Source organism: Sphingomonas sp. Leaf30 (assembly GCF_001422525.1).
Lineage (GTDB): Bacteria > Pseudomonadota > Alphaproteobacteria > Sphingomonadales > Sphingomonadaceae > Sphingomonas > Sphingomonas aerolata.
This window is the reverse complement of sequence record NZ_LMKZ01000018.1, coordinates 757,477-783,369: the sequence shown is the minus strand read 5'-3', so window position 1 is coordinate 783,369 and position 25,893 is coordinate 757,477. Positions and strand designations below refer to the sequence as shown.

The 25,893-nt window shown below is 67.9% G+C and carries 26 protein-coding genes and 1 pseudogene; 3 read left to right on the top strand and 24 right to left on the bottom strand.

What is annotated here, in order from left to right; translation table 11 throughout:
* Window positions 1-86 precede the first annotated feature (86 nt).
* From ftsZ to ASE89_RS20605, 19 genes are all read right to left on the bottom strand, one after another.
* Window positions 87-1,685, bottom strand: a complete 1,599-nt coding sequence (gene ftsZ / locus ASE89_RS17320) for a cell division protein FtsZ (RefSeq protein ID WP_056680185.1) — start codon at window positions 1,683-1,685, stop codon at window positions 87-89.
* 114 nt (window positions 1,686-1,799) lie between these two features.
* On the bottom strand, window positions 1,800-3,062 hold the full coding sequence (gene ftsA, locus ASE89_RS17315; RefSeq protein ID WP_031393123.1) for a cell division protein FtsA: 1,263 nt from the start codon (window positions 3,060-3,062) through the stop codon (window positions 1,800-1,802).
* Window position 3,063: 1 nt separating this feature from the next.
* Window positions 3,064-4,011 carry a cell division protein FtsQ/DivIB gene (locus ASE89_RS17310; protein WP_056405396.1) on the bottom strand — a complete coding sequence of 316 codons (948 nt, stop codon included), beginning with the start codon at window positions 4,009-4,011 and terminating at the stop codon, window positions 3,064-3,066.
* On the bottom strand, window positions 4,008-4,961 hold the full coding sequence (locus tag ASE89_RS17305) for a D-alanine--D-alanine ligase (protein WP_056680182.1): 954 nt from the start codon (window positions 4,959-4,961) through the stop codon (window positions 4,008-4,010). Before ASE89_RS17305 ends, ASE89_RS17310 begins: the two co-directional genes overlap by 4 nt.
* Window positions 4,958-5,815 carry a UDP-N-acetylmuramate dehydrogenase gene (gene murB / locus ASE89_RS17300; RefSeq protein ID WP_236701850.1) on the bottom strand — a complete coding sequence of 286 codons (858 nt, stop codon included), beginning with the start codon at window positions 5,813-5,815 and terminating at the stop codon, window positions 4,958-4,960. Before murB ends, ASE89_RS17305 begins: the two co-directional genes overlap by 4 nt.
* 80 nt (window positions 5,816-5,895) lie before the next feature.
* The gene (murC, locus tag ASE89_RS17295) at window positions 5,896-7,326 is read right to left on the bottom strand and encodes a UDP-N-acetylmuramate--L-alanine ligase (protein ID WP_056680180.1); all 1,431 of its coding nucleotides are present in this window, start codon (window positions 7,324-7,326) and stop codon (window positions 5,896-5,898) included.
* Window positions 7,323-8,480 carry an undecaprenyldiphospho-muramoylpentapeptide beta-N-acetylglucosaminyltransferase gene (gene murG, locus ASE89_RS17290; protein WP_031395403.1) on the bottom strand — a complete coding sequence of 386 codons (1,158 nt, stop codon included), beginning with the start codon at window positions 8,478-8,480 and terminating at the stop codon, window positions 7,323-7,325. Before murG ends, murC begins: the two co-directional genes overlap by 4 nt.
* On the bottom strand, window positions 8,477-9,709 hold the full coding sequence (locus tag ASE89_RS17285; RefSeq protein ID WP_234387761.1) for an FtsW/RodA/SpoVE family cell cycle protein: 1,233 nt from the start codon (window positions 9,707-9,709) through the stop codon (window positions 8,477-8,479). The genes murG and ASE89_RS17285 overlap by 4 nt, the downstream gene beginning before the upstream one ends.
* A 5-nt stretch (window positions 9,710-9,714) precedes the next feature.
* Entirely contained in the window at window positions 9,715-11,028 is a 1,314-nt protein-coding gene (murD, locus tag ASE89_RS17280) for a UDP-N-acetylmuramoyl-L-alanine--D-glutamate ligase (protein ID WP_056680177.1), read from the bottom strand.
* Window positions 11,025-12,095: a phospho-N-acetylmuramoyl-pentapeptide-transferase gene (gene mraY, locus ASE89_RS17275; protein WP_031395401.1), complete on the bottom strand. Its 1,071-nt coding sequence runs from the start codon at window positions 12,093-12,095 to the stop codon at window positions 11,025-11,027. The genes murD and mraY overlap by 4 nt, the downstream gene beginning before the upstream one ends.
* The gene (locus ASE89_RS17270) at window positions 12,096-13,466 is read right to left on the bottom strand and encodes a UDP-N-acetylmuramoyl-tripeptide--D-alanyl-D-alanine ligase (RefSeq protein ID WP_443024356.1); all 1,371 of its coding nucleotides are present in this window, start codon (window positions 13,464-13,466) and stop codon (window positions 12,096-12,098) included.
* 8 nt (window positions 13,467-13,474) lie between these two features.
* The gene (locus tag ASE89_RS17265) at window positions 13,475-14,941 is read right to left on the bottom strand and encodes a UDP-N-acetylmuramoyl-L-alanyl-D-glutamate--2,6-diaminopimelate ligase (protein ID WP_082451661.1); all 1,467 of its coding nucleotides are present in this window, start codon (window positions 14,939-14,941) and stop codon (window positions 13,475-13,477) included.
* 24 nt (window positions 14,942-14,965) lie between these two features.
* Window positions 14,966-16,705 (bottom strand): peptidoglycan D,D-transpeptidase FtsI family protein, encoded by a 1,740-nt coding sequence (locus ASE89_RS17260; protein WP_037528403.1) that lies wholly within the window; start codon window positions 16,703-16,705, stop codon window positions 14,966-14,968.
* Entirely contained in the window at window positions 16,702-17,334 is a 633-nt protein-coding gene (locus ASE89_RS17255; RefSeq protein WP_056405388.1) for a hypothetical protein, read from the bottom strand. The genes ASE89_RS17260 and ASE89_RS17255 overlap by 4 nt, the downstream gene beginning before the upstream one ends.
* On the bottom strand, window positions 17,331-18,287 hold the full coding sequence (rsmH, locus tag ASE89_RS17250) for a 16S rRNA (cytosine(1402)-N(4))-methyltransferase RsmH (protein WP_031440796.1): 957 nt from the start codon (window positions 18,285-18,287) through the stop codon (window positions 17,331-17,333). The genes ASE89_RS17255 and rsmH overlap by 4 nt, the downstream gene beginning before the upstream one ends.
* The gene (locus ASE89_RS17245; RefSeq protein ID WP_320481608.1) at window positions 18,284-18,694 is read right to left on the bottom strand and encodes an MraZ C-terminal domain-containing protein; all 411 of its coding nucleotides are present in this window, start codon (window positions 18,692-18,694) and stop codon (window positions 18,284-18,286) included. Before ASE89_RS17245 ends, rsmH begins: the two co-directional genes overlap by 4 nt.
* A gap of 413 nt (window positions 18,695-19,107) precedes the next feature.
* Window positions 19,108-19,464 carry a hypothetical protein gene (locus ASE89_RS17240; protein ID WP_236701849.1) on the bottom strand — a complete coding sequence of 119 codons (357 nt, stop codon included), beginning with the start codon at window positions 19,462-19,464 and terminating at the stop codon, window positions 19,108-19,110.
* Window positions 19,461-20,441, bottom strand: a complete 981-nt coding sequence (locus ASE89_RS17235) for a cysteine synthase A (protein ID WP_056680852.1) — start codon at window positions 20,439-20,441, stop codon at window positions 19,461-19,463. Before ASE89_RS17235 ends, ASE89_RS17240 begins: the two co-directional genes overlap by 4 nt.
* Before the next feature lie 100 nt (window positions 20,442-20,541).
* Window positions 20,542-20,712: a hypothetical protein gene (locus ASE89_RS20605; protein ID WP_156363533.1), complete on the bottom strand. Its 171-nt coding sequence runs from the start codon at window positions 20,710-20,712 to the stop codon at window positions 20,542-20,544.
* Window positions 20,713-20,945: 233 nt separating this feature from the next.
* Here ASE89_RS20605 and ASE89_RS17230 point away from each other — a divergent pair, with 233 nt between their 5' ends.
* The 3 genes from ASE89_RS17230 to aat all read left to right on the top strand — a co-directional run bounded on the left by ASE89_RS17230 (window position 20,946) and on the right by aat (window position 22,921).
* Window positions 20,946-21,332 carry a hypothetical protein gene (locus ASE89_RS17230; RefSeq protein WP_031395590.1) on the top strand — a complete coding sequence of 129 codons (387 nt, stop codon included), beginning with the start codon at window positions 20,946-20,948 and terminating at the stop codon, window positions 21,330-21,332.
* Window positions 21,333-21,450: 118 nt separating this feature from the next.
* A complete protein-coding gene (locus tag ASE89_RS17225; protein WP_031440793.1) occupies window positions 21,451-22,176 on the top strand; it encodes a ParA family protein in 726 nt (241 codons plus the stop codon).
* 10 nt (window positions 22,177-22,186) lie between these two features.
* Window positions 22,187-22,921 (top strand): leucyl/phenylalanyl-tRNA--protein transferase, encoded by a 735-nt coding sequence (gene aat / locus ASE89_RS17220; protein WP_056680169.1) that lies wholly within the window; start codon window positions 22,187-22,189, stop codon window positions 22,919-22,921.
* A 35-nt stretch (window positions 22,922-22,956) separates the two neighbouring features.
* Here aat and ASE89_RS21635 read toward each other — a convergent pair.
* From ASE89_RS21635 to ASE89_RS17200, 5 genes and pseudogenes are all read right to left on the bottom strand, one after another.
* A pseudogene (locus ASE89_RS21635) lies at window positions 22,957-23,127 on the bottom strand (DUF2155 domain-containing protein); the annotation flags it as partial.
* A 263-nt stretch (window positions 23,128-23,390) separates the two neighbouring features.
* On the bottom strand, window positions 23,391-23,780 hold the full coding sequence (locus tag ASE89_RS17215; protein ID WP_031395586.1) for an NADH:ubiquinone oxidoreductase subunit NDUFA12: 390 nt from the start codon (window positions 23,778-23,780) through the stop codon (window positions 23,391-23,393).
* A 92-nt stretch (window positions 23,781-23,872) separates the two neighbouring features.
* The gene (locus ASE89_RS17210) at window positions 23,873-24,418 is read right to left on the bottom strand and encodes a DUF192 domain-containing protein (RefSeq protein ID WP_082451659.1); all 546 of its coding nucleotides are present in this window, start codon (window positions 24,416-24,418) and stop codon (window positions 23,873-23,875) included.
* Window positions 24,419-24,447: 29 nt separating this feature from the next.
* A complete protein-coding gene (locus tag ASE89_RS17205) occupies window positions 24,448-25,116 on the bottom strand; it encodes a cold shock domain-containing protein (protein WP_082451729.1) in 669 nt (222 codons plus the stop codon).
* Between the two features lie 64 nt (window positions 25,117-25,180).
* Entirely contained in the window at window positions 25,181-25,702 is a 522-nt protein-coding gene (locus ASE89_RS17200) for a regulatory protein RecX (RefSeq protein WP_236701848.1), read from the bottom strand.
* Between the last annotated feature and the right edge of the window lie 191 nt (window positions 25,703-25,893).

Here is a 25,893-nt window from a genome sequence, read left to right as displayed (position 1 = left end):
GCGAGAACGGGCAACATGTCGCGGCGCGCTACGCGCCAGGACGGGGCGCGCCGGCGACGAACCGGCGCGCCCCTTTGTGCAGGCCGTTACTGGTTGTTCTGGCGGTGCAGGAAGCGCGGAATGTCGAGCGGATCGGTCGGGGCCGCCTCGCCGTCTTCCTTGGCCGCGCCGCGCGCCGCATTCGACATGCGCTCGAACAGCGTACCGCCGAGTTTGACGCGCGGCGTCGCCGGTGTGGCGGCCTCGGGCGCAGCTTCCGCACCCGGAGCGAGCCAGCGACGGCGTGCACCACCCTCGTCCGCAGCCGGCATCGGCGCCGGGGCCGCGGGCGTGGGAGCGGCATAACGATCGTCCGCGTAGGAGCGCGGCGGAGCCTGATAGGCAGGCGCCTGGGGCGTACGCGCGGTCGGCTGCGGCGCAGGCTGAGCCTGGACCGGCGGCTGCACCGGGGCGGGTACAGGTGCCGCCTGGGTCGGCGCAGGGGCATAGGACTGCGGTGCGGCCGGTGCGGCGGGGACCATCTTGTCCTGACCCAGAACAAGTTCCTCGTCGGTGGTGCCGGACTGTACCGCGTCCGCGCTCGACAGGTCGAGCGGCTCGTCGCCCGTGCCGGTCGGTGCCGCGGGCTCGCTCGGACGGAACGACGTCGATTCGTCGTTCTTGCGGCCCATGCCGAAGCTGAACGAGCGCGTCGGTTCGGGCGCGACGGCGGGCTTGGCGTCCGCATCGATCCCGGTCGCGACGACCGAGACGCGGATCTTGCCCTCGAGCTCCTGGTTGAACGCCGAACCCCAGATGATGTTGGCATCGGGATCGACCAGATCGCGAATGTGATTCGCGGCTTCGTCGACCTCGAGCAGGCGCATGTCGTCGCCACCGGTGATCGAGATGATCACGCCCTTGGCACCCTGCATGCTGACGCCGTCGAGCAGCGGGTTCGAGATCGCCTTCTGCGCTGCCTCGAGCGCGCGGTTGTCGCCGCTCGCCTCGCCGGTGCCCATCATCGCCTTGCCCATTTCCTGCATCACCGAGCGGACGTCGGCAAAGTCGAGGTTGATGAGGCCGGGCATGACCATCAGGTCGGTGATGCTGCGGACGCCCTGCTGGAGGACCTCGTCCGCCATCGAGAACGCTTCCTTGAAGGTCGTGTTCGCGTTGGCGATGAGGAACAGGTTCTGGTTCGGAATGACGATCAGCGTATCGACGTACTTCTGCAGTTCCTCGATGCCGCCATCCGCCGACTTGGCGCGCCGATTGCCCTCAAACGCGAACGGCTTGGTGACCACGCCGACGGTCAGGATGCCCATGTCACGCGCCGCCTTGGCGATGACCGGGGCGGCACCCGTGCCGGTGCCGCCGCCCATGCCGGCGGTGATGAAGCACATGTGCGCGCCTTCGAGCATCTTGGCGAGCTGGTCGATCGTCTCCTCGGCGGCCGCGCGGCCGATCTCGGGACGCGAGCCGGCACCGAGGCCCTGCGTGATCTTGGTGCCCAGCTGGATCCGCTGCGGCGCGGTCGACTGCTTGAGCGCCTGCGCGTCGGTGTTGGCGACGAGGAAGTCGACGCCCTGGACGTCGGCCCTCATCATGTTCGCGATCGCGTTACCGCCCGCGCCACCGACCCCGATCACCGCGATGCGGGGGGCCAGCTCGTCCACTTCGGGACTCAGAAATTCGATGCTCATCGCCTGCTTCTCCGCCCATCCCGGTGATACGCTACGGCCGGGCCCCTGATTAACCTGTGTGCACCAACGCTACCGGCTGTTCCAGCCGAAATAGCGTCAGCCGTTTCGAAACTCTCAATAATTCGCGCGTGCCGCCTGAATCAACTTGCGGACCATGCCGATTCCCTTCGGCCGGTGAACGATCGTCCGCTGCGGTGCAATACCGCGCAGGTCGATCGGATCGGTCGCCGCATAGAAGGCCAACCCCGCTAGCGTCGCAAATGCCGGTCCGCCATGCGCCTCGGGCAGAGCGGTCAATCCGCGCGGTCGGCCGATCCGGACCGACCGCCCCAGCGCCTGTTGCGCATAATCGGCAATGCCCTTCAGTTCCGCGCCGCCGCCGGTCAGCACGACCTGGCGCCCCACCGGCCCCTCGAACTTGAGCGTGCTCAGCGCATTGCGCACCTCGCCCATCTGATGTTCGAGCCGCTGGCGGATGACGCTGATCAGCTGCGCCTTGGTGATCTGCGCGCCCTCGCCCGCACCATCCTCGGCCGAGATCGGCATGACCGGGATCATGTCGTGATTGTCGCGGGGGGAGGCATTGGCGGATCCGTGGAAACACTTCATCCGCTCGGCATTCTGCCGCCGCGTGCCGAACGCGCTGGCGATGTCGTCGGTGATGTCCTGCGCACCGATCGGGATCGAGGTCAGCCCGACGAGCATGCCGCCCGCGAACAGCGAGACATTGGTGATCCCCGCCCCCATCTCGACCAATGCGACGCCCAGCTCGCGCTCCTCGTCGCTGAGGCACGCGAGCCCGGTCGCCACCGGCGAGGCGATGATCGATTTCACCTCGAGATGCGCCGAACGCACGCACAGATCGAGATTGCGCACCGGCGACCCGTCCGCGGCGACGACATGGATATGCACGCCAAGCCGGTCGGCATGCAGCCCGAGTGGCGTCTTGACCCCCGTCAGCCCGTCGAGCGTGTAGAGCGCAGGCTGCGCGTGCAGCACCATCCGCCCCTGCGGATCAATCGAGTTGCGGCCCGCCGCGAGCAGCGCGTCGATATCCTGCTGCTCGACGCGGTGGCCGCCCAGTTCGAACTCGACCTCGGCGACGTCGGACACCAGCCCGCCGGCCGAGAAACCGACCCAGACATTCTCGATGTTGATCCCGGCGATCCGCTCGGCCTGCTCAACCGCCTCGCGTACCGCCGCCTCGGTCGTCGCCATGTCGGCGATATAGCCGCGCTTGACGCCGCGGCTCTCGCGCTGGCCGGTGCCCAGCACGATCAGCTCGCCGCCATCCCCCTTTTGCGCGATCATCGCCGAAACCTTCGACGACCCGATATCGAGCGCCGTGATCAGCCCTTCCGGTGCCACCTTCGCCATGTCATCCCTCCCCGCCCGTTACGTTCGCGTCCGCCGTCTGCGACGGTATAGTCGTCTGTGGCTCGCTGGATACCGGCGCGGGCACGTCGACGCTGTGCGCCAGGCTCGCGCCCGGCTTGCGCGCGACCAGCTTGGTCGGATCGCGCATGTCGAAGCGGATCCAGCCGCGGCCGAGCAGCGGCCGTGCGCCATCGAGCTCGGCAAACTTCACCAGCGCCCGCGGCGCCCCGTCCTCGGGCAATGCCAGCGTCTCGCCGCTCTCGAAGGTCAGGTCCCAGCGCCGGTTGCCGACCCAGGTCGCCGCCTTCACGCGCGGCTTGAGCGCGGGGGCGGCGGCGAGCAGCGCCTGGTAGGACGCTTCCTGCCGGTCCGCGCCGGGCCCGATCACCAGCGGCAGGTTCGGGATCGCATCGGGCTGCACCGGTTCGAGCAGCACGCCCGACGCATCGATCAGCGTCAGATTGCCATTGTCCTGCCACACCGCCGCGGGGGTCCGCTCGACGATGTCGACCAGCAAAGTATCGGGCAGCCGCCGCGACACATGCGCGTCCGCGATCCAGCCATAGCGCAGCAATTTCTGGCGCACCGCCTCGAGATCGACGAGCGGCATCGCGCGGCTCTGCTGATCGAGCGCGACCGCATAGACCGACATCCGGTCCATCCGCTTCAGGCCGGTGACCTCGATCTGGTCGACCTTGAACCCCGCGCGCCCGGCGCCTTCGGCCATCGCGCCGCCGATCATGCCGGGGATGCCGATCCAGGTCGCCGCCGCGATCACGACCGCGCCGCCCGCGCCGAGGATCGACCAGGTCGCGATCTTCTTCAGCGTCTCCTCGCTGACCGGGAGCATCCCGACCAGCCGGTCGAGCACCGACACCTTCTTGACCGCGACCTTGCGCCGCGGGGCGGGCCGCTTGGGTGGCGGGCCGCGCTTGATCGTCCGGCTCATGGCGCCCCGCCCGGCGCGAGCGGGTGATCCGACAGCGCCTCGTCGACGATCGCCTGGACGAGCTCGGCATAGCTCATGCCGATATGCCGCGCCTGTTCAGGCACGAGGCTGAGCGGGGTCATGCCCGGCTGCGTGTTGACCTCGAGCAGGAACAGCCCGTCGACCCCGCGCTCGTCGTCCCAGCGGAAGTCGGATCGCGATGCGCCGTTGCAGCCGAGCAGCCGGTGCGCCTCGAGCGCGAGGCTCTTGCAGGCGTCGGCGATCTCGTCGGGAATGTCCGCCGGGCAGACATGCTCGGTCATTCCGTCGGTATATTTCGCGTCGTAATCATACCAGCCGCTCTTGGGCTTGAGTTCGGTGACGCCGAGCGCGCGACCGCCGAGCACCGCGGTCGTCAGCTCGCGACCGCGGATATACGGCTCGGCAAGCAGCTCGTCGAAGTCGATCCACGGCCCGACCGCGTCGCGTGCGATCGGATTGCCGTAATTGCCGCTGTCGGTGACGATCGCCACGCCGACCGACGACCCCTCGTTGACGGGCTTGAGCACATAGGGACGTGCCATCGGATCCCCCTCGAACAGGTCGACCGAGCGGACGATCCGCCCGCCCGGCATCGGCACACCGGCCGGGACGAGCAGCAGCTTGGTCAGCACCTTGTCGATCGCGATCACCGAGGTCGCAAGCCCCGAATGCGTATAGCGCAGACCCATCAGATCGAGCAGCCCCTGCACCGAGCCATCCTCGCCGGGGGTCCCGTGCAGCGCGTTGAACACGAGATCGGGACTGGCTTCCGCGAGCCGGGCGGCGACGTCGCGCCCCATGTCGATCCGCGTGACGCGGTGGCCAAGCGATTCGAGCGCATCGGCGCAGCCATTGCCCGACATCAGCGAGACCTCACGCTCCGCCGACCAGCCGCCCATCAGCACGGCGATGTGAAGAGGACCGCTCATTTCGCCACCCCGACCCGCTGGATTTCCCATTCCAACGTCACCCCAGAATGCGCCTTCACCTTGGTCCGTACCTCTTCACCCAGCGACTCGATCTCCGCGCTCGACGCGGACCCGAGGTTCAGCAGGAAATTGCAATGCTTATCGCTGACCTGTGCGTCGCCGCGAGTCAGCCCGCGGCACCCGGCGGCGTCGATCAGCGCCCAGGCCTTGTGACCCTCGGGATTCTTGAAGGTCGATCCGCCGGTGCGCGACCGCAGCGGCTGCGACGCCTCGCGCTCCGCGGCGATCCGGTCCATCTCGGCTCCGATGACCGCCGGCTTGCCGGGCGTGCCCGAGAACACGGCCTCGACCACGACCGCCCCCGCCGGCAGGTCGGAATGCCGATACACATAGCCGAACCGCGCCGCCGGCCATGTCTCGACCGCGCCGTCGCGCGTGACGACGGTCGCCTCGATCAGGATATCGCTGACGTCGCGCCCGTAGGCACCCGCGTTCATCCGCACCGCACCGCCCACCGTCCCCGGAATCCCGCGCAGGAACTCCAGCCCGGCGATCCCCGCATCACGCGCCGCGCTGGCGACGGTAATCCCCATCGCCCCCGCCCCTGCGCGAACGCGACCGTCCTGGACCGACACCTTCGCCATTGCCTTGGGCAGCCGCACCACGACCCCCGGCACACCCCCGTCGCGGACGATCAGGTTGGAGCCGACGCCGACCGGCAGGACCGGCGTCGACGGATCGAGAGTCTTCAACAACCCGGCCAGATCCTCGACATCCGCAGGTCGCACCAGCCACTCGGCAGGCCCGCCGGTCCGAAACCAGATGAAGTTCGCGAGCGAACCCCCGGCCTCCACGCTCCCCCTGATGGTCTCCCGCGAAGGCGGGAGCCCAGTCCGGGTCGCCGCCTTCGCGGGGACACAAGGGGTTGCAGAGCTCACGCCGGCACCTTCGCGCGCTCGACCGCGATCGCATCGGCGAGCCCGGCCGCCCACTTGGTAATGTCACCCGCACCAAGGCAGACGACCATGTCATCCGCCTCGATCGTCGCCGCCAGCTCGGCCGCCAGCGCATCCGCATCCGCGACCACGCCTGCAAACCGGTGGCCGCGCCGCTTCAGTCCCTCGACCAGAGCCGCCGCGTCGACGCCCTCGACCGGTGCCTCGCCCGCCGCATAGACCGGCGTCACCAGCACCCGATCCGCGTCGTTGAATGCGGTCTGGAAATCTTCCATCAGATTGCCGAGCCGCGAATAGCGATGCGGCTGCACCACCGCGATCACGCGCCCCTTCGCGCCCTCGCGCGCGGCGGCCAGCACCGCACGGATCTCGACCGGGTGATGCCCGTAATCGTCGATGATCGCCACGCCGCCACCCTCGACCGGAACCTCGCCCACCTTGGTGAAGCGCCGCTTCACGCCGCCGAACTTGGCAAAGCCCTGCTGGATCGTCGCATCCTCGATCCCCAGCTCGAGCGCGACGCCGATCGCGGCCAGCGCGTTCTGGACATTGTGCCGCCCGGGCATCGGCATCTCGATTCCCGCAATCGTCCGCGTCGCGCCATCACGCGTCCGCACCACGCAATCGAAGCGATTGCCGCCCGGGATCGGCGTAACCTCGACACCGCGGACATCCGCCTGCGCCGAGAAGCCATAGGTCACGATCCGCCGATCGCGCACGCGCGGCAAGATCCCCTGCACCTCGGGATGATCGAGGCACAGCAACGCCGCGCCGTAAAAGGGCACGTTCTCGACGAACTCGACGAACGCATCCTTCACCGCGTCGAACGATCCATAATGATCGAGATGCTCGGGATCGATGTTGGTGACGACCGCGATCGTCCCGTCCAATCGCAGGAAGCTGCCGTCGCTCTCGTCCGCCTCGACCACCATCCAGTCGCTCGCGCCCAATCGCGCATTCGATCCGTAGGAGTTGATGATCCCGCCATTGATCACGGTCGGGTCGACACCGCCCGCATCGAGCAGCGCGGCGACCATCGACGTCGTCGTCGTCTTGCCGTGCGTGCCTGCAACCGCGACGGTCGACTTCAGCCGCATCAGTTCGGCCAGCATCTCCGCGCGCCGCACCACGGGCACGCGCGCGTTGAGCGCCGCCTCGACCTCGGGATTCGAGCGAACGATTGCAGTCGAGACGACCACGACCGCAGCGTCACCAATATTCTCCGCGGCATGGCCGATCGCGACCGGAATGCCCTTGTCGCGCAGGCCCTGCACGACATAGCCCTCGGCCACGTCAGACCCCTGCACACGGTAGCCGAGATTCTTCATCACCTCGGCGATGCCCGACATGCCGATCCCGCCGATGCCGACGAAATGGATCGTGCCGATATCGGTCGCTACACCCTTCATGCAAATTGTACCTTTGGCTTGGATGGGCGCCCGACCGGCAGTCGCGACACCGGCGCATCGAGGCTTTCGACAAGGTCGGCCAGATCGCTCGCGGCATTGGGCCTGCCGCAACTGCGCGCGCGTCCCGCGGCATTCTGCAATGCGGCCGGGTCGAGCCCGAGCTTCTGCATCTGCTTGGCGAGTTCGACCGCGGTGAAATCGCCCTGCCGGATCGTCCGCGCGCCGCCGGCGCGGGTGATCTCGCGCGCGTTGACCGTCTGGTGATCGTCGGTCGCGCCCGGCAGCGGCACCAGGATCGCCGGCCGCCCCGCCGCGGTCAGCTCCGCGATCGTCGAGGCGCCCGCGCGCGCGATCACCAGATGCGCCCAGGCGAGCTGTTCGGGCATGTCGGGCAGATAGGTGGCGAGTTCGGCCGGGATGTGGTGCTCGGCATATTGCGCGCGCACCGCATCGATATCCTCGATCCGCGCCTGGTGCGTGACCTGCAGCCGCCGCCGGAACGTCACCGGCAGCATCGCCAGCCCATCGGGGACGACCTGAGACAGGATGCTCGCGCCCTGGCTGCCACCGGTCACGAGCACGCGGAAGATGCCGTCCTCTTCAAGCAGCGGATAGGGCCTTGCGCGCAGTGCGAGCACCGCCTCGCGGACCGGATTGCCGACGAGATGCGTCTTGGCAAGGAGCCCGGACGCGAGCCGTTCGGTCGGTTCGGACGAGGTTGCAATCGCGTCGACGCGGCGCGCCACGAGCCGGTTCACCCGCCCCAGCACCGCATTCTGCTCGTGCACCGCGGTCGGGATCCGATTCGCAAACGCCGCCAGCAGCGCGGGCAGCGCGGGATAGCCGCCAAAGCCGATCACCGCCGCCGGCTTAAACGTGCGATAGAGTTCGCGCGCCATCATCCGCCCGCGCCACATCGATCGCGTCGCCTTGGCCCAGCCCAGCGGTCCGCCGGTGAAGCGCCCGGCGGGAAGGACATGCGTCTGGATTCCCTCGAACAATCCAGGGAAGCGCACGCCGCGCTCGTCGCTGACCAGCGCGACGCGGTGGCCACGCCTCGTCAGCTCAGCGGCAAGCGCCGCCGCCGGCACCATGTGACCGCCGGTCCCGCCTGCCGCGAGCACGAAATGCCGGGGACGTTGATTCACAGTCATTCACCACTCCAGCGGACGACATAGGGGCTCCGCGTGAGAAACGGATTGCGCCGGGTAAACGCCAGCAGCAACCCCATGCCGACCGACAAGGCGATCATCGACGACCCGCCATAGCTGATGAACGGCAGCGTCATGCCCTTTGACGGTGCGAGGCCGGTGTTCACCGCCATGCTGACCAGTGCCTGTGCGCCGAACTGCGTCGCCAGCCCCGCCGAGGCCAGCAGCTTGAATTCATCCTGTTCGTCCAGCAGCTTGACGAACACGCGCACGACGATCGCAAGGAAGATCACCGCGATCACCGAACAGGCGATCAGCCCGAATTCCTCGCCGATCACCGAGAAGATGTAATCGGTATGCGCCTCGGGCAGCCCGAACTTGGCGATGCCGCCGCCGGGCCCCGTGCCGGTCCAGCCGCCCGCGGTCAGCGTGTTGTGCGCGGCATTGGTCTGGAAGTGATCCGATGCGCCCTCACCCTCGATTCCCGGGAACAGGAACGCGTCGATCCGCGACCGCGCCGTGCCGTAGAACATATAGGCAGCGACCAACCCGACCGGCACGCAGCCGACGAGGCCTGCCATCACGCGCATCGGCGTTCCCGCGATCATCAGCAACGCCATCCACACGGTGCAGTAGATGATCGTCTGGCCGAAATCGGGTTGCAGCATCAGCATGACTGCGATCGTGCCGGTCAGCCCACCTGTGATGAGAACGGTCGGCAGTTCGGGATCCTTCGCGCGCAGCGACAGGAGCCAGGCGACGGTGACGATGAAGACCGGCTTCAGGAACTCGGACGGCTGGAACTGCGCGAAGCCATAGCCAATCCAGCGGCGCGCACCGTTGACCTCGGATCCGACGAACGGCGTCACCGCCAGGATCAGCAGCAGCACCGCCGCCGCGGTCAGCGCCATGCGCCGGGCCATCGCGACGGGCATCATCGACACCCCGAACAGCACCGGCATCGAGACGCCGACCCACATCAGCTGACGCCAGAAATAATAGAGCGGCGTCAGCTTGTGATGCTCGCCCGAATAGCGCACCGCGGTCGCCGGCGACGCCGCGGCCACCGCGATCAGCCCGATCGCGATCAGGAACAACGTCAGCAGCAGCAGCATCCGGTCGATATCCCAGAACCACGTGCCAAGCGGCGACTGATCGCCACGCCCGCCGCGCCGCTTCATCTTCGCGACGATCCCGGTCTTCTGCCCTGCGCTCATCATCGGTGTCCGCATATCGCTCATGCCAGCGACTCGACCGCAGCGCGGAAGGCCGCGCCGCGCGCTTCGTAATCGGCGAACTGGTCGAAGCTCGCACAGGCGGGCGACAACAGGATCGTGTCGCCGGGCCGGGCATTGGCCGCCGCGCGGCGGACGGCCGCGTCGAGCGTGCCGACATGGTCGACCGGCATCGACCCGGCCAGGATCTCGGCGAACCGCGGCCCGGCCTCGCCGATCGTATAGGCGTGAACGACATGGCCAAAGCCGGGCCTGCACGCATCGAGGTCATCCCCCTTGGCGCGCCCGCCGACGATCCAGTGGACCCGCTCGAACGCCGCCAGCGCGGGCGCCGCGCTCTCTGGATTGGTCGCCTTGCTGTCGTCGACATAAGCGACGCCGTCATAGGAGGCGATCTGCTGCATGCGATGCGGCAGGCCGGTAAAGCTGACCAGGCTGCGATCGATATCGACCTCGCTCAAACCGAGCGCGCGCGCGACCCCCACAGCGGCACGCGCGTTCAGCGCATTGTGCGGCCCCTGCAGCGACGGCCAGCCGGCCTGGTCGCCGATGTCGATATGGTCGATGAACTCGACCGGAAGGTCAGCGGGCGCATCACCCAGAAGACGATGCTCCGCCTCTACGCCGTGGTCGACGATCGCGAGATGCGGCGCCGTCTGCATCGCGAACAGCCGCGCCTTCGACGCCGCATAGCCGGCAAAGCCGTCATAGCGATCGAGATGGTCGGGGGTGATGTTGAGCAGCACCGCGACGTCGCAGTCGAGCGTCTGTGTCAGGTCGATCTGATAGCTCGACAGCTCGAGCACATAGACGCCGCCCTCGGGCAGCGGATCCTGCCCCAGAATCGGCAGCCCGATATTGCCGCCCATCAGCGTCGGCACGCCCGCGGTCCGCAGGATATGATGCACGAGCGCGGTGGTGGTCGACTTGCCGTTCGTGCCCGTGATCCCGACGACCTTGTGCGGCGGCAGGTCGGCGCGGGCTTGCGCAAAGAGCTCGATGTCGCCGATGACGGGAACGCCCGCCGCACGCGCGGCCGCGGCGAGCGGATGCGTGTTGAGCGGCACCCCTGGCGACACGATCAGTGCGTCGAACCCCGCCAGATCGTCCAACGGATCAAACCGAAGATCGACGTCATCGAGGGTGACCGACAGGTCTTGAATGCTCTCGGCCAGAGCCGCGCGCTTCGTTTCGTCGTCGTCCCACGCGACCACGCCCGCGCCGCCAGTGACTAGCGCCTGGACGGTCGCCGCACCCGATCGCGCCAGCCCCAGCACCGCAAAGCGTTTTCCGCGCCAGGCCTCAGCGACGATCACCGCAGCTTCAACGTCGACAGGCCGACCAGCGCCAGGACCAGCGCGATGATCCAGAAGCGGATCACGACGGTCGGCTCGCTCCAGCCGAGCTGTTCGAAATGATGGTGGATCGGCGCCATCCGGAACACCCGCTTGCCGGTCCGCTTGTAGAAGAACACCTGGATGATCACGCTCATCGCCTCGGCGACGAACAGCCCGCCGATGATCCCGAGCACGATCTCGTGATGCGCGACGACGGCGATGGTGCCGAGCGCGCCGCCGAGCGCGAGGCTGCCGGTGTCGCCCATGAACACCGCCGCGGGCGGCGCGTTGAACCACAGGAACGCCAGACCGCCCCCGACGACCGCGCCGCAGAAGATGGCGAGCTCGCCCGCGCCGGGCACGTGCGGGATGCCGAGATAGTCGGCGAACTTCACATTGCCCGCGAGATAAACGATCACCATGAACGCGACGCTCGCGATGATCACCGGCATCGTCGCCAGCCCGTCGAGCCCGTCCGTCAGGTTCACGGCGTTGCCGAATGACACGATGGTGAAGGCGGCGAAGACGGGGAAGAACCAGCCGAGATCGATATACATGCGCGACGTAAACGGCAGGTAGAGATGCGGCCCATTCTGCGACATGATGATCGTCGCGGCGATCCCGGCAATCGCGAATTCGAGCAGCAGCCGTGTGCGTCCCGAAATGCCCGCGGTGCTCGCCTTCCGCACCTTGTCATAGTCATCCATGAACCCGATCGTGCCGAAGCCCAGCGTCACGAACAGGCACGACCAGACATAGGGGTTGCTGAGGTCCATCCAGAGCAGGATCGCCAGCGTCATGCTGGTCAGGATCATCAGCCCACCCATCGTCGGCGTGCCGCGCTTGGCGAGATGCGTCTGCGGGCCGTCGGCGCGGATCGGCTGGCCCTTGCCCTGACGTACGCGCAGCCAGCCGATGAAGCGCGGCCCGATGATCAGGCCGATGATCAGCGCAGTCGCGACCGCCCCGCCCGTCCGCGTCGACTGATAGCGGAGCAGGTTCAATATTCCCGGGAAACCCAGATGTGCGGCGATCCAGTACAGCATTTACGTCTTCCCGCCCCCGAGACTCGTCACGACCCGCGCGAGCCCTACACCGTTCGATCCCTTGATGAGAACCGCATCGCCCGGCGCCAGGATCGTCCGTAACGACGTCAGCGCGGCCGCAGCGTCGCCCACATGGACGGTTTCGACTTTACCCTCAAGCGCTTGCGCAAGCGGCGCCATCGCTTCACCGACCAGCAGCGCCATTTCGACGTTTGCCGCGAGGATCGGCTCGGCAAGCCCGGCATGATAGTCGGCCGACGCCTCGCCCAGCTCGCGCATCTCGCCGAGCAGCGCGACATGCCGCCCCGGCTCCTTGGCCAGCACGGCCAGCGTCGCACGCATCGACGCGGGGTTCGCATTATAGCTTTCGTCGATCACGAGCGCCTGCCCGTCCGCGAGCGGCGTCATGAACCGCGCACCGCGTCCCTGCAGCCCGCCGAGTTCGGCGAGCGCCAGTCCCGCCAGCCCGAGATCCGCGCCCGCCGCCTCGACGCACGCGACCACCGCCAGCGCGTTCGAAACCCAGTGCATCCCCGGCTGCGCCATCGTGAAGCTCAGCTCACGGCCGTCCTGCTGGACCGTGACGAACGTCGCGCCGGTCGCCAGCCGAACCGTCTCGATCGCGCGGACATCGGCACCCTTCGCGATGCCGAAGGTCACGATCCGCGCCGCATGCGGCGCCGCCGCCGCGGTCAGCCGGTCGCGATGCGGGCTGTCGAAGGGGATGATCGCAACGCCGTCCGGCTCGAGCCCGGCGAAGATCTCGCCCTTGGCGTCGGCGATCGCGCTTTCGTCGCGGAAGAATTCGGTATGCGCCGGCGCGATCGCGGTCACCACGGCGATATGCGGACGGACGATCTGCGTCAGCTCGGCCAGCTCACCCGCATGGTTCATCCCCATCTCGAAGACGCCGAAACGCGCGTCGCGCGGCATCCGCGCGAGGCTCAACGGGACGCCGGTATGGTTGTTGTAGCTCTTGACCGAACGATGCACCGCCCCCGGCGCGCCGCGATCGAGCGCCGCGAACAGCGCCTCCTTCGCGCTCGTCTTGCCGACCGATCCGGTGACGCCGATGATCGTCGCGCCGCTGCGCACCCGGCTTGCGCGCCCGAGCATCTGCAACGCGGTGAAGCTGTCGGCGACCAGCACATGCGGATGCGCGCAGGGTTCGGAGACGATCGCCCCAGCGGCGCCCTGCGCGAACGCCTGGTCGAGATACAGATGGCCGTCGCTCGCCTCGCCCTTCATCGCGACGAACAGGTCGCCCGGACCGACCTCGCGCGAGTCAAACGCGACGCCCGTCACGGCAAATTCGGCCGACGCGATCCCGCCGGTCGCCGCAGCAATCTCGGCAGACGTCCACAGGGGCACCGCACCGTTCATGCCGCACACTCGCGCGCGACGCCGACGTCGTCGAACGGCAGCACCATGTCGCCGACGATCTGGCCCTGTTCGTGGCCCTTGCCGGCGATCAGCACGATGTCGTCGCTGCCCGCCTCGTCGATCGCCGCCTGGATCGCCGCGCGCCGGTCGCCGATCTCGATCGCGCCGGGCGCGCCCTTCAGCACGTCGCGGCGGATCGCGGCGGGATCTTCGGTGCGCGGATTGTCGTCGGTGACGATCACGCGGTCGGCGTAGTGCATCGCGACCTGCCCCATCGTCTCGCGCTTGCCGGTATCGCGGTCGCCGCCCGCGCCGAACACGACGATCAGCCGGCCGCCCGCATGCGGCTTGAGCGCGGCGATCGCCGCCTCCAGCGCGTCGGGGGTATGCGCATAATCGACATAGACCGGCGCGCCCGAGCGCGCGATCACCGCACGCTCGAGCCGCCCGCGCACGGGCTGCAACCGTGCCAGATTGGCGATGGTCACCGCGATATCGCCCCCGGTCGCGATCACCAGCCCCGCCGACACCAGCGCATTGGCGGCCTGATATCCGCCGATCAGCGGCAGCGTCACGCGGTAGGTCTGGCCCCCCGCCTCGATCGTCAGCCCCTGCCCCAGCAATGTCGGATCGCGATCGACCAGCCGCAGCGTATCGCCGCGCGTGCCGACGGTCACGAGCCGGTTACCCCGCTCCCGCGCAAGGTCGATGACGCGCGCCGCCTGCGGATCGTCGGCCCACACCACCGCCGCCCCATCCGGGCGCAGTACTTCCGAAAACAGCCGGATCTTGGCGGTGAAATAGGCCGCCATGTCGCCGTGATAATCGAGATGATCACGGCTGAGATTGGTGAAGGCGGCCGCCGATACGGGCAGTCCCTCGGTGCGATACTGGGTCAGCCCGTGGCTCGACGCCTCGAAGGCGAGATGCGTCACGCCCTCGCGCTCGAGCCCGGCGACATTCGACAGGAAGGTGACGACGTCTGGCGTCGTGAGGCCGGTGGTGACGCGCTCGTCGGCGGTCGTGACGCCCAGCGTCCCGATCGATGCGGCGTGATGGCCGGCCATCCGCCACAATTGGCGGGTCATCTCGACACAGCTCGTCTTGCCGTTGGTGCCCGTAATCGCGACCGTCGTCGCGGGAAAGGGTGCAAAGAACGCCGCCGCAAGCTGCGCGAACCGTTCGCGTGGGGTCTCGTCGGCGATGTACGCTGCACCCTCGACCGCGAGGCCCGGCCGCGCGACGATGCCGATCGCGCCCGCGCGGATCGCGTCGGCGATATAGTCCTCGCCATTGACGCGGGCGCCCTCGAACGCCCCGAAGATCGTCCCCGGTGCGACCTTGCGATGGTCGATCGCGAAGCCCGTGACGTTGCCGTCATACGCCTCGCGCGGTGCAGATCCGTGCACTGATGCCCCGCCATCGCTGACGGGGCCCTTACCGATCAGCGTTGCCAGTTTCATGCACCGATCCTCATGTATCGCCCCTCATTCCGCACCGGACGTCGGCTTTGCGCCAAAGGCCGGCGTGCCCGGCGCATGCCACAACAGCGGCAACAAGTCGCTTTCGTCAATGTCGCGGTTCGCGTCAGGAATGACGCCGAGCATCGATCCGGTCCGGCTGATCACGCGCGATACCACCGGCGCCGCGGTCCAAGCTGCGGTGGTGAAGCCATAGGATTCCTTATTACCCTTTGCGGAATCAAGGGTAACCACAACGACGTAGCGCGGCGCGTCCATCGGAAACGCGGCGGCAAAGGTCGAGACGTTGGTGTGCTTGTTATAGCCCCCCGCCTGCGCGATCTCGGCCGTACCGGTCTTGCCGCCGACGCGGTAGCCGGGCGCCTCGCCCTTGCGGCCCGTGCCATATTGCACGACCAGCCGGAGCAGCTGCCGCATCCGGGCGCTCGTCGTCGTGCTGATCACGCGTCGCCCGGCGGGAATATGCGCCGGATCGATCTTCAGCAGCGTCGTCGGGCGCCAGATGCCGCCATTCACCAGTGTCGCATAGGCGTTGGCGAGGTGCAGCGGCGTTACCGCGATCCCGTGCCCATAGGCCGACGTCATCAAGGTCGTGCGGGCCCAGAAGGTCGGCCAGATCGGCCGGCCCTTCTCGCGCAGTTCGATATCGGGCTTGGTGTCGAAGCCCAACTTTCGGAACATGTTCTGCATCCCGGCCGCACCGATCTGATCGGCGATCCGCGCGGTCGCGATGTTCGACGAATAGATCAGCGTCTCGGGAATGTTCAGCCAGCGCTTCTCTTCATCGCCCGGATCGTCGTGGATCGTGTAGCCGCCGACGCGCAGCGGGACGGTCGCGTCGAAGCGCCGCGCCATCGAGGTGACGGTGCCCGAATCGATCGCCGCCGCCATCGCGATCGGCTTGAACACCGACCCCAGCTCGTACACGCTCTGCGTGCCCATGTTGCGCAGTTGCTCGGTGCCCGCCATGCCGACCCGGTTGGGGTTAAAGACCGGCATCGACGTCATCGCGATCACTTCGCCGGTGTCGACGTCGAGGACGATGCCCGCCGCGCTCTTGGCTTGGAACGACGCGACCGCACGCGCAAGTTCGCTTTCCATCGCCGCCTGGACGCGCGTGTCGATCGACAGCGCGACCGGCGCGCCGTTCAGCGCGGGGTTGGTCAGCCGCTCGTCGAGCACGCGCTCCATCCCCGACATGCCGTGGCCGTCGGTCGACAGGAACCCCAGCGCATGCGCCGCCATGGTCGATTGCGGATACAGACGCTGCGTCTCGCGCGCGAACACGATCGCAGGTTCGCCGATCGCGTTGACCTGCTCGACCAGAGCGGGCGACGCGCGGCGTTGCAGGTAGCTGAAATTCACATCCTTGGTCAGCAGACCGTAGAAGAAGGCCTGGTTGCCGCGATCTGGCATCAGCGCCGCCAGCCGCGCGGCGATCTCGGTCGGATCGCCGATCATCTTCTTGGGATGCACCGCGATCGTCCAAGCGTCGATCGTCCTGGCCAGCGGCGCGCCGTTGCGATCGACGATATCGCCGCGCGCCGCGATCGCCGCGGCGCGGGCGCCGGGATCGCTCAGCGACGACTGGATCGCGAGCACGCCGAGCCGGCCGATCACGACCAGCACCGCGGCCCCGAACAGGAACATCAACATCATCAGGCGCGTGTGCGCGGTCGCGACCAGCGCGTGGCGCTGCGTTGCGGTACGCCGCTCGGAAACCGGCCGGGCGACGAGGGTGGTCAACGCAGACGCCCTGCCTCGGCCCGCGCGCCGCTCAGGATCGAACCCAGCGTGTTGTCGGACAGCAGCTTGCGGTCGAGCATCGCGACTGCCTGCGGACGGACCTTGGCGACCGCGGCGAGGCGCTCGGGGGCGGCTGCGCGGACGATCGCCGTGTCGGTGGCCCGGGCGGTCTGGACGGTGGCGCGGACGGTGACGGGCTTGAGCGGCGCTGCGGCAGCGACGGCCTGCACGGCGACGTCGACCGCCTGCGGTGCCGCGGCGGCGGCAGCAACCGGCAGCGACGGCACGAGCAGCTGCGCGGTCTGGACGGCGGCGCCCGCGGGCCCGCCGATCTGATTCACGTCGAGGCTGGCGAGGGCCGATTCGCTTGCGACGAACTGCCCCGCAGTCGGCGCGGACAGCGCCAGCGTATCGCCGTTCCAGCGCTCGAGCTGTGCGAGGTTCGCACGCGTGTCGAACTCGGTCTCGAGCGCGCGGATATCGCGTTCGGCCGACCGGATCTGGCCGTTGACGGTCTCAAGCTTCTTGCGCTCGGCGGCCACCTGCAGCGAAACGAGGTAAAAGCCGAGCACGACGGCAACGCAGCCACCGAACCAGCCCACACCCTTCAACCGATACGCCGCCGTCATGTCGTCACCTCTTCCGTCCAAGGTTGCGCGGAGGTCCGCCGCGCCGTTCGTAAAGTCGCAGAGCGTGCTCGCGGATTGCGCGCCAGCTCGTCCTCGCCGGCGCGCACGGGGCGGCCGACATCGGTAAAACTCGGTTCTACCACGGTTTTTGCCTGTGGAAGATGACGGGAACCTGAAGGCGCACTGCCCGACCGCGTGCGCAGGAACCGTTTCACCATGCGATCCTCCAGGCTGTGGAAGGTCACGATGGCGAGCCGTCCGCCGGGCTTGAGCGCACGCTCGGCCGCCAGCAGGCCATCGGCGAGCTCGCCGAGTTCGCGGTTGATATGGATCCGGATCGCCTGGAACGCGCGCGTCGCGGGGTCCTTCTTGTCGTGCGCCTTATACCCCAGCGCGCGACGGACGACATGCGCGAGCTCGCCGGTACGCGTCATCGGTCGTGCGGCAACGATCGCCCGCGCGACGCGACGCGACTTGGGCTCGTCGCCAAAATGATAGAGGACGTCGGCGATCTCGTCCTCGTCGGCCTCGTTGACGAAATCGGCGGCGGTCATGCCGGCCTGCGCCATCCGCATGTCGAGCGGTCCGTCCGACTGGAACGAAAAGCCGCGCTCGGCCTGGTCGAGCTGCATCGACGAGACGCCGATGTCGAGCGTGATGCCGTCGACGGGCAACGCGTCGCGTGCCTCGAGTTCGGCGACCATCGCGGAAAAGTCGGCGGCGACCAGCGTCAGCCGCTCCTCGCCATCGGCCCAGTCCTGTCCGGCCGCGATCGCATCGGGGTCACGATCGAAGGCGATGACGCAGGCGCCGCGCGACAGCAGCGCACGCGTATAGCCGCCCGCACCGAACGTCCCGTCGACGATCGTCTCGCCGGGCGCGGGGGCCAGCGCGGCGATCACCTCGTCGAGCAGGACCGGAATGTGCGGGGCGGCGGGGATCGTCTCGCTCACAGCGAAATCCCCTTTTCGGCCATGTAGAAGCGCGCCATTTCCTTGACGACGGGGGGCATGTCGTCGGTCGCGACCAGCGCGGCGGGGTCCCAGATCTCGATATAGTCGAGGACACCGTAGAAGAATGCGTGCCCCTTGATCCCGGCATAGAAGCGCGGGAAGGCGGGCATGATGAAGCGCCCCGAGCCATCGAACGGCACGGCCTCGCCCGACGCCGCGCGACGCTTGATATTATAGTCATATTCGCCGTCTTCACGGGTATTCTCGGCCTCGCGGCGGTCGAGCTTTTCGGCGAGCAGCGCGACATAACCCGGATCATAGGCGACCAGGCAGCGGTTCTTCTGGTGTGCGCCGATGATGATGGTTCCGCCGTCCTTGCCGTTCGCCTTGGGGGCATTTGCCGACAAGATCGTCCGAAGGGCGGAAGGGATGGCTACCCGACCCTTGTCGTCGACAAGGCCGATGCCATCTCCTTGATATCGCCCTCTTTCCGACACGCCAATATCCCGCGAATGGCGCGCACGTCTTCCCGCCTCGAACCGCAGCCTTCGCCGCGGCCCGGCCGCGCAATCGCGAACGGTGAACGTGCCCCTGTGTTAATCTCCGTCTATCACAGCGGAACGGGGACGCAACGGGATATTTGGGGATTTCCGGGAATCAAGCGCTGTATTGCCCTTGATCCGGGACCATGTGCCCTGCCGGGACGACGCGGCGCGCACATTGATCCACAGCAAGGTCGAGTCGCGCCTGGCATGCGGACGCGCTGCACGTCAGCGTGGTCCCGTGATTTCCCCGGCGCGGCAGCGGCGGGAAGCCCGGATCAGTTCGGAGTAGCGGGTGCCTGTACATTGACGCTGGGCGCCAGGCCCATTTCCGCCAGCGGTTCGTCGGCGCCGTCGGCGGCAGCGGTCGTATTCGACACGGCCATGTTCGCGACGACATCGGCCTGCGCAGAGCCGGCGGCGACCACGGGTCGTTCGCGCGTCGCCGACCCGATAATCGCACTGGCGAGCCCGATGAAGATCACCACTGCGGCAAGCCCGATCATGCCGACCTTGATCCGCTGCATGGTTTGCGAAGGTGCGCGTTGCGTCTGCATCTTGTCGCGCGCATCTACCCGATCATCGCGCACTTGTCGAATTTCACCATCCCGCGGCGCGCCGCCGCCCTCGCTCACACCAAGCCCTTGGCCGCGCGCCACTCGGGATTGTACAGCGTCGAGAGGTAGCGGAACCCCGTATCGCACAGGATCGTCGCGATCCGCTTGCCCGGCCCGAGCTGCCGCGCCAGCGCGACCGCGCCCGCGACGTTGATCCCCGACGACAGGCCGAGGCACAGCCCCTCCTCGTCGAGCAACTGCCGGGTCCAGGCATAGCCTTCCGCGTCCGAGATCCGGAACTGCGTGTCGATCGGCGCGCCATCGAGATTGGCGGTGATCCGCCCCTGCCCGATGCCTTCCGCAACCGAGGACCCTTCGGACTTCAGCTCGCCATGCGCGTAATAGTTATAGAGCGCAGCACCATGCGGATCGGTCAGCGCGATGCAGATCGCCTCGTCCTTGGCCTTCAGACCCAGGCCGACGCCGGCGATCGTCCCGCCCGTCCCCGCCGCGCAGGTGAAGCCGTCGATCCGCTCCTCCATCTGCCGCCACAGCTCTTCGGCGGTGCCGATGATGTGCGCGTGGCGATTGGCGGTGTTGTCGAACTGGTTCGCCCAGATCGCGCCCGGCGTCTCCTCGGCGATGCGCCGCGACGTGTGCACGAAATGGCACGGGTTGGAAAAGGCGGCGGCGGGCACCAGCACGAGTTCGGCACCCAGCGCGCGCAACGTGTCCATCTTCTCGCGGCTCTGCGTTTCGGGCATCACGATGATCGTCTTGTAGCCCTTGGCATTGGCAACCAGCGCCAGCCCGATCCCGGTATTGCCCGCGGTCCCCTCGACGATCGTCCCGCCCGGCTGGAGCAGGCCGCGCGCCTCGGCGTCCTCGACGATGAACAGCGCGGCGCGATCCTTGATCGACGCGCCCGGATTGGTGAATTCGCACTTGCCGAAGATATCGCACCCCGTCGCGTCGCTCGGGCCCTTCAGTCGCACCAGCGGCGTATTCCCGATCAGGGCAAGCGTATCGGGGGCGGTCAGCGTATCGGATCTCATCTGCATCGCCTGTAGATGGCGCCACTCCCGGTCCGCCACAAGCGCGCTAAAACTTTCCACCGGACAAGCCGGCGCACCAAGCCCCGTCAGGCCGCCCCTTTCACGCCGCGTCGCTCCTCACCGTTTCGATGCGGGCCTGGACGCAATCCAGTGCGTCGGACAATTTGGCGCCGAGCAGCAATTCGCCCCCCTCGTCGGCCAGGCAGAGCGCCTGGGTGATGAGCGTCGATATCGCCGACAGGCGCTCGGCGGCAGGAATTTGGCCCGGCATGCAACGTCCTCTTACAACGGTTCCGTGAAATATAGTGGCAGATGCGTGACATCGGACGACCCCGGTGCCTTTATTCCCCCGCCGCTACCGGTCGAATGTGGTGGCCCAACACTGCCGGACGCCATCGCCAATGCGACGAAGCGGCGCATCCCGGGGATGACCCGTCCCGCCGCGCGCGCATCGCGGCCGCTACGGCTTGACGCGATTTGCTGCATGCGCGAAGCCCCGACGATATGAAGAAGACGCTCCCCCTCACCGCCGTGGCTGCGCTGCTCGCGCTGGCTGCCTGCAACTCCAAACCGGCTGCACCCGAGGTGGTCGACAGCAATCCCGATCCGATGGCGAACCAGCTCGCCAATGCGGCGCCGGTCGAGCTGCCGCCGTCGATCAAGTCGGAGCAGACGATGCGCTGCAAGGACAACAGCCTGGCCTATGTCACCTTCTTCCAGGGGGGCAAGCAGGCCGTGGTTCGTCTCAAGGAAGGCGGTCCGGCCACGACGCTCAAGGCGCCTGCCGAGGGTGAGCCACTGGTCGCCGACGGCGGCTGGTCGATGACGGGCACCGAGAAGTCGATCGAGCTGACCCAGCCCGGCAAGCCCGGCCAGACCTGCCACACGTGATCCTTCAGCCGGCTACGGCCGGATGATCCCGCGCCCCGGACGACCGCCAGCGTCGCCCGGGGCGTAGTTTTGCCGCGATGCCTTGCCATCGGCGGCGCGCACCGGCACGCTGGCCGGCATGGCAACCATCGCGATCTACAGCCTGAAGGGCGGCGTCGGTAAGACGACGCTGGCGGTCAATCTCGCCTGGTGTTCGGCAACCCGGTCGGCCCGCCGCACGATTCTCTGGGACCTCGATCCGCAGGCCGCGAGCAGTTTCCTGCTGCACGGTACCGCAGGGCGGGATCAGGCCCAGGCGATGTTCTCCCGCGATATCAGCGTCGCCAAACGCGCTCAGCCGACGCCGGTCGCGAAGCTCGACTTGATCACCGCCGACGCCTCGCTCCGCGGTCTCGACCAGCTGTTTCACACGCTCGACAAGAAAAAGAGGCTCGGCAAGCTGATCGGCGCGCTGACCGATTATGATCGCGTCCTGCTCGACTGCCCGCCGGGTCTTACCGAAACCGCCGATCAGGTGATGCGCGCCGCCGATCTGATCGTCGTCCCCGTCATCCCCTCGCCGCTGTCGCAACGCGCCTATGAGGAGGTGATCCGCCATCTCGGCGGCAAGGTGCCCGTGCTGCCCGTCCACGCGATGGTCGATCGCCGGCGGCGCCTGCATGCCGACGCGCTGGCCGCCAACCCCGACTGGCCGGTCATTCCGATGAGCAGCGTGATCGAGGCGATGACCGTACAACGCGCGGCGGTCGGGGCCTTCGCGCCACGCTCGACCGCCGCGGCGGCGTTCGATCAGCTGTGGCGGACGATCGAACACCGGCTGGCGGCGGGGTCGGCAGCGGGCTAAGGCGCGACCGATGGACATTCTCGATCCGCGCCTCGTGCTTGGCGGCTATGCGGCCGGCGTCTTCCCGATGGCCGACAGCCGCGACGCGATCGACGTCTACTGGGTCGAGCCGCGCCAGCGCGCGGTCCTGCCGCTCGACGGGTTCCGTCTCTCGCGCTCGCTGCGCAAGACCATCGTCGCGGACCGCTTCCGCGTCACCGTCGACACTGCGTTCGGCCAGATCCTCGCGCTCTGCGCCGAAAGCGTCGAGGGCCGGCCCGAGACGTGGATCAATGCGGGGATCGAGCGGGTCTTCCACACACTGCGTCTGATGGGCTTTGCGCATTCGGTCGAATGCTGGGACGGCGACCGGCTCGTCGGCGGGCTATACGGGCTGGCGCTCGGGCGGGCCTTTTTTGGCGAAAGCATGGTCAGCCGCGCGACCGACGCGTCGAAGGTCGCGCTGGCGCATCTCGTCGCGCGGCTGAAGGCCGGCGGCTTCGACCTACTCGATTGCCAGTTCCAGACCTCGCATCTCGAATCGCTCGGCGCGATCGAGATCGAGCGTGCCGATTATATCGCGTTGCTCGCCGCGGCGCTCGATGGGGTGGTCGGCTCGACCGGCTCGTCCGGTGCGGCTGCATCATTGGTCGCCACCGGGGATTTCTTCGCACTCGACCGCGCTGCCGCGGGTGCGCCGGACGATGCCGTATCCGGCCCGGTCGCGGGGAAGGTCATCGCGCAGCTTTTGGTCCAGACGTCGTAGATCGGATGCTGCACCGCGTTCAGCGCGGGGCGCTCCTTGTACAACCAGCCCGAAAATGTCCGCCGCCATTTCTTGTCGACGCCGCGGACGATCACCTGGACAAAGGCCCCCGTCAGCTGTTCGGGTTCCCAGGGGGCGGTCTGTTCGCAGGCGCGCAGGCGGAGGACGACATCGCCCATCCGGGTTGCCTGTCCTGGCTTCAGCATGACGTCGCGCGTCACGCCGTTCCGCTTGTTGAGCAGGCCGATCACCGCGACGCGCTCTGCCATCGGCGTCCCGCCATTGGCGAGCGCCGCGCCGCCCGTGTCGATCGTCTCGACCGACCCGTCACCGGCCTGATCGCCGCCCGGCAGATCCTGCTGGACCACGACGGTCGTATCGGCCTTGCGGTTCGTCCAGGCGCGATAGCCGAACCAGCCACCGAGCGCGAGAACCACGACCAGGATCGCCGCAGCGATCCGGCGCTGCATCACTCAGGCACCCACGCTTCGTAATCGCCGGTCGCCGCGGCGCGCTGACCACCCTTTTCCATCGCGCCCGTCGGGCGATAGGCGAGTGCAGTACCCGTCAGATTCGGCAGGGCGGGCTTCTGCCAGGGGCGAACCGGCGGCAGGGCACGATCGGGCACGTCGGCGACCTGATGGTGCAGCCAGCTGAACCAGGCGGGCGGTACCCGGCTGGCGTCGGTTGCACCCTGATAGATCACCCAGCGACGCGGATTGCCCGCGGTATCCTTGCCGCCTTCATAATAGACGTTGCCGAGCGCGTCCTCGCCCATCCGCGTCTTGCCGCGAAGCCCGAATTTGGTGCCGAGCGTGGCGCCGTTCCACCAGGTGAAGGTCGATGCGAGAAATCCCATAGCCGCCGCTTAGCGGGTGGACGCCGCGCCATCAACCTCGAACGCAGTGTCGGCGCCATGGCAAGACGGCGCTGTGTCGTGGATATGGCGGTTCAGCCCGGCGCGCCCGGCCATTCGACGCGGTCGCCCTCGGCGATGCCGAGTTCCCCGGCACGCCCGCCCATGATCTCGAGGACCGCGCCGACGGGTTCGCCCGACGGGATCGGCGTTTCGGAGAAGGGGATCGTGTTCTCGGCGATCCGCGCGATCGTCCGGTCGGTGCGAATATAGATGATGTCGAGCGGGCTCGGCGTGTTCTTCATCCAGAAACTCGCCTCGCGCGGCCCGCTACCGTCGGTCGGATAGGGCCAGAACAGCATGCCCCGATTCGGCTTGAGGTCGGTCCGGTACATCAGCCCGCGGGCCTGCTCCGCCTCGGTCTTGGCGCTCTCGACCGTGAACACATGCGCGCCGTTCGCGCTGTGGATCGTCACGGCCAGCGTCGCGGCAGCCTGACCCGGTGCAGCACCGGTGCCCGTGCCGGTCGCCGTGTCCGCGACGGTAGCGTCTGGGGCGGCGGCGTCGCCCGCCCGGGCGTCGCCGTTCGAACACGCGCAGAGGCCGAGCGCCAGAAGCGCGGCGAAGACGGTTTTACTCATTACATTTATCCCCGGTTGCGGCGGGCCGGTTACCACGCCGGCGCGGATCGCTCCACCGTGACGGCCAGCGGTCCCTTGCGACCGGTCACGATTCGGGCCTGCAACGGCTGATCGGGCTCGACGACGTCGATCCCCGCCCGCCGCAGCGTTTCCATATGGATGAACACGTCACTGTCGTCGCTTGCCCGTACCAGGAAGCCATAGCCCTTGAGCCGGTTGAACCACTTGACCACGACGGGTTCGAACGGGCCTGCGGCATCGATCAGCGCGACCGGATCGATCCGGTCGACCGGCGCCGCCGTGCCCGGTCGTGCCGCCGTCTCCTCTACCGCGCCGCTCAGATCGATCGACAAGACTTCGCGCGCCTGGAAGCCCCGCCCGCGCTGCACCGCGACCACGTCGACCCGCGCGCCCTCTGGCAGGCTGCGCCGGCCATGCGGCTGGAGCACCGAGAAATGGATCAGGATATCGCCGATCGCCGTATCGTCAGCGACCGCGAAGCCGAAACCGCGCGTCACATCGAACCACTTGATCACCCCGCCGAGGACGGATGCCTCCGCAACAGCCTGTGCAGTCGCTTGTACAGCGGGCTGATCGACGCCTTGATCGATGTCCGGCACTGCGCGCGGTCCGGCAGCCGCAACCGCGTCCGGTACCGTGGCCGGCCTGTCCCCGTCATATTGCGCTTCACTACGCATCGTTACGCACCCCTGCACCTTGCTAGCACGCTTCGTCGCAGCCGCAACAACCTGCAATGCGTCTTCAGTCAAAATCTGTCGTATCGATTGTTTCAGACGGGGACGCGGCAAGAATTTTGCGTGCCAGATCGAAACCGTGCCCGGCGCGCACCATCGCGCTGAGCTGCTTTTGCCGCAGCGCACGATTCTCGGCCCCGCCCCCGTCGCTATTCTCCGACCGGGCATACGGGCCCAGCCGCTTGCGCTTCGCATAGGCCAGCGCCGCATCGACGTCGCGCGCCGCGATTTCGGGGGCGAGCGCATCGGCATCGGCCTCGTCAATCCCCGCATCGCGAAACGCCCCCGCGACACGCCGCGCACCCAGGCCGCGGCGCTGCATCGCTGCCGCCCGCGCTTCGGCAAAGCCGCGATCGTCGATATAGCCGAGATCCGCCAGTTTCTGTGCCAACCCTTCGGGATCGGCGGGCGGCACCGCCGGGCCGGTTTCGGGCGCCTCGACCCAGCCGCGCTCGCGTACCTTGCGCCGCAGATAGTCGCTCAGGCGGCCGCGCGTGGTCGCGAATCGCTCGACATAGCGCAGCGCCAACCCCTCCAGTCCCGCGGCATCCAGCGGTTTTGGCGGGCGTTTCTCCTGTCTTTCTCGGCGGCGATCCTGGGTCACGCCATCATTGTGCCACACTGGGATAGGATTTTGAACGCCACGACCGTGCATGGCTGGCCTTTGCACGGTCTCAAGCGGCGGATGTCCCCGGACAGGCCGCGACGTGGAAGACAGGA

Coding starts and splice junctions, on each gene's coding strand:
- aat (WP_056680169.1), top strand. CDS start 22,187: ATGGACATTCTCGATCCGCGCCTCGTGCTTGGCGGCTATGCGGCCGGC.
- murG (WP_031395403.1), bottom strand. CDS start 8,480: ATGACTGTGAATCAACGTCCCCGGCATTTCGTGCTCGCGGCAGGCGGG.
- murC (WP_056680180.1), bottom strand. CDS start 7,326: ATGAAGGGTGTAGCGACCGATATCGGCACGATCCATTTCGTCGGCATC.
- ASE89_RS17235 (WP_056680852.1), bottom strand. CDS start 20,441: ATGAGATCCGATACGCTGACCGCCCCCGATACGCTTGCCCTGATCGGG.
- ASE89_RS17255 (WP_056405388.1), bottom strand. CDS start 17,334: ATGACGGCGGCGTATCGGTTGAAGGGTGTGGGCTGGTTCGGTGGCTGC.
- ASE89_RS20605 (WP_156363533.1), bottom strand. CDS start 20,712: ATGCCGGGCCAAATTCCTGCCGCCGAGCGCCTGTCGGCGATATCGACG.
- ASE89_RS17305 (WP_056680182.1), bottom strand. CDS start 4,961: ATGAGCGGTCCTCTTCACATCGCCGTGCTGATGGGCGGCTGGTCGGCG.
- ftsA (WP_031393123.1), bottom strand. CDS start 3,062: ATGGCGAAGGTGGCACCGGAAGGGCTGATCACGGCGCTCGATATCGGG.
- ASE89_RS17265 (WP_082451661.1), bottom strand. CDS start 14,941: ATGAAACTGGCAACGCTGATCGGTAAGGGCCCCGTCAGCGATGGCGGG.
- mraY (WP_031395401.1), bottom strand. CDS start 12,095: ATGCTGTACTGGATCGCCGCACATCTGGGTTTCCCGGGAATATTGAAC.
- ftsZ (WP_056680185.1), bottom strand. CDS start 1,685: ATGAGCATCGAATTTCTGAGTCCCGAAGTGGACGAGCTGGCCCCCCGC.
- ASE89_RS17285 (WP_234387761.1), bottom strand. CDS start 9,709: ATGCGGACACCGATGATGAGCGCAGGGCAGAAGACCGGGATCGTCGCG.
- ASE89_RS17215 (WP_031395586.1), bottom strand. CDS start 23,780: ATGGGATTTCTCGCATCGACCTTCACCTGGTGGAACGGCGCCACGCTC.
- ASE89_RS17230 (WP_031395590.1), top strand. CDS start 20,946: ATGAAGAAGACGCTCCCCCTCACCGCCGTGGCTGCGCTGCTCGCGCTG.
- ASE89_RS17225 (WP_031440793.1), top strand. CDS start 21,451: ATGGCAACCATCGCGATCTACAGCCTGAAGGGCGGCGTCGGTAAGACG.
- ASE89_RS17310 (WP_056405396.1), bottom strand. CDS start 4,011: ATGAGCCGGACGATCAAGCGCGGCCCGCCACCCAAGCGGCCCGCCCCG.
- ASE89_RS17210 (WP_082451659.1), bottom strand. CDS start 24,418: ATGAGTAAAACCGTCTTCGCCGCGCTTCTGGCGCTCGGCCTCTGCGCG.
- ASE89_RS17205 (WP_082451729.1), bottom strand. CDS start 25,116: ATGCGTAGTGAAGCGCAATATGACGGGGACAGGCCGGCCACGGTACCG.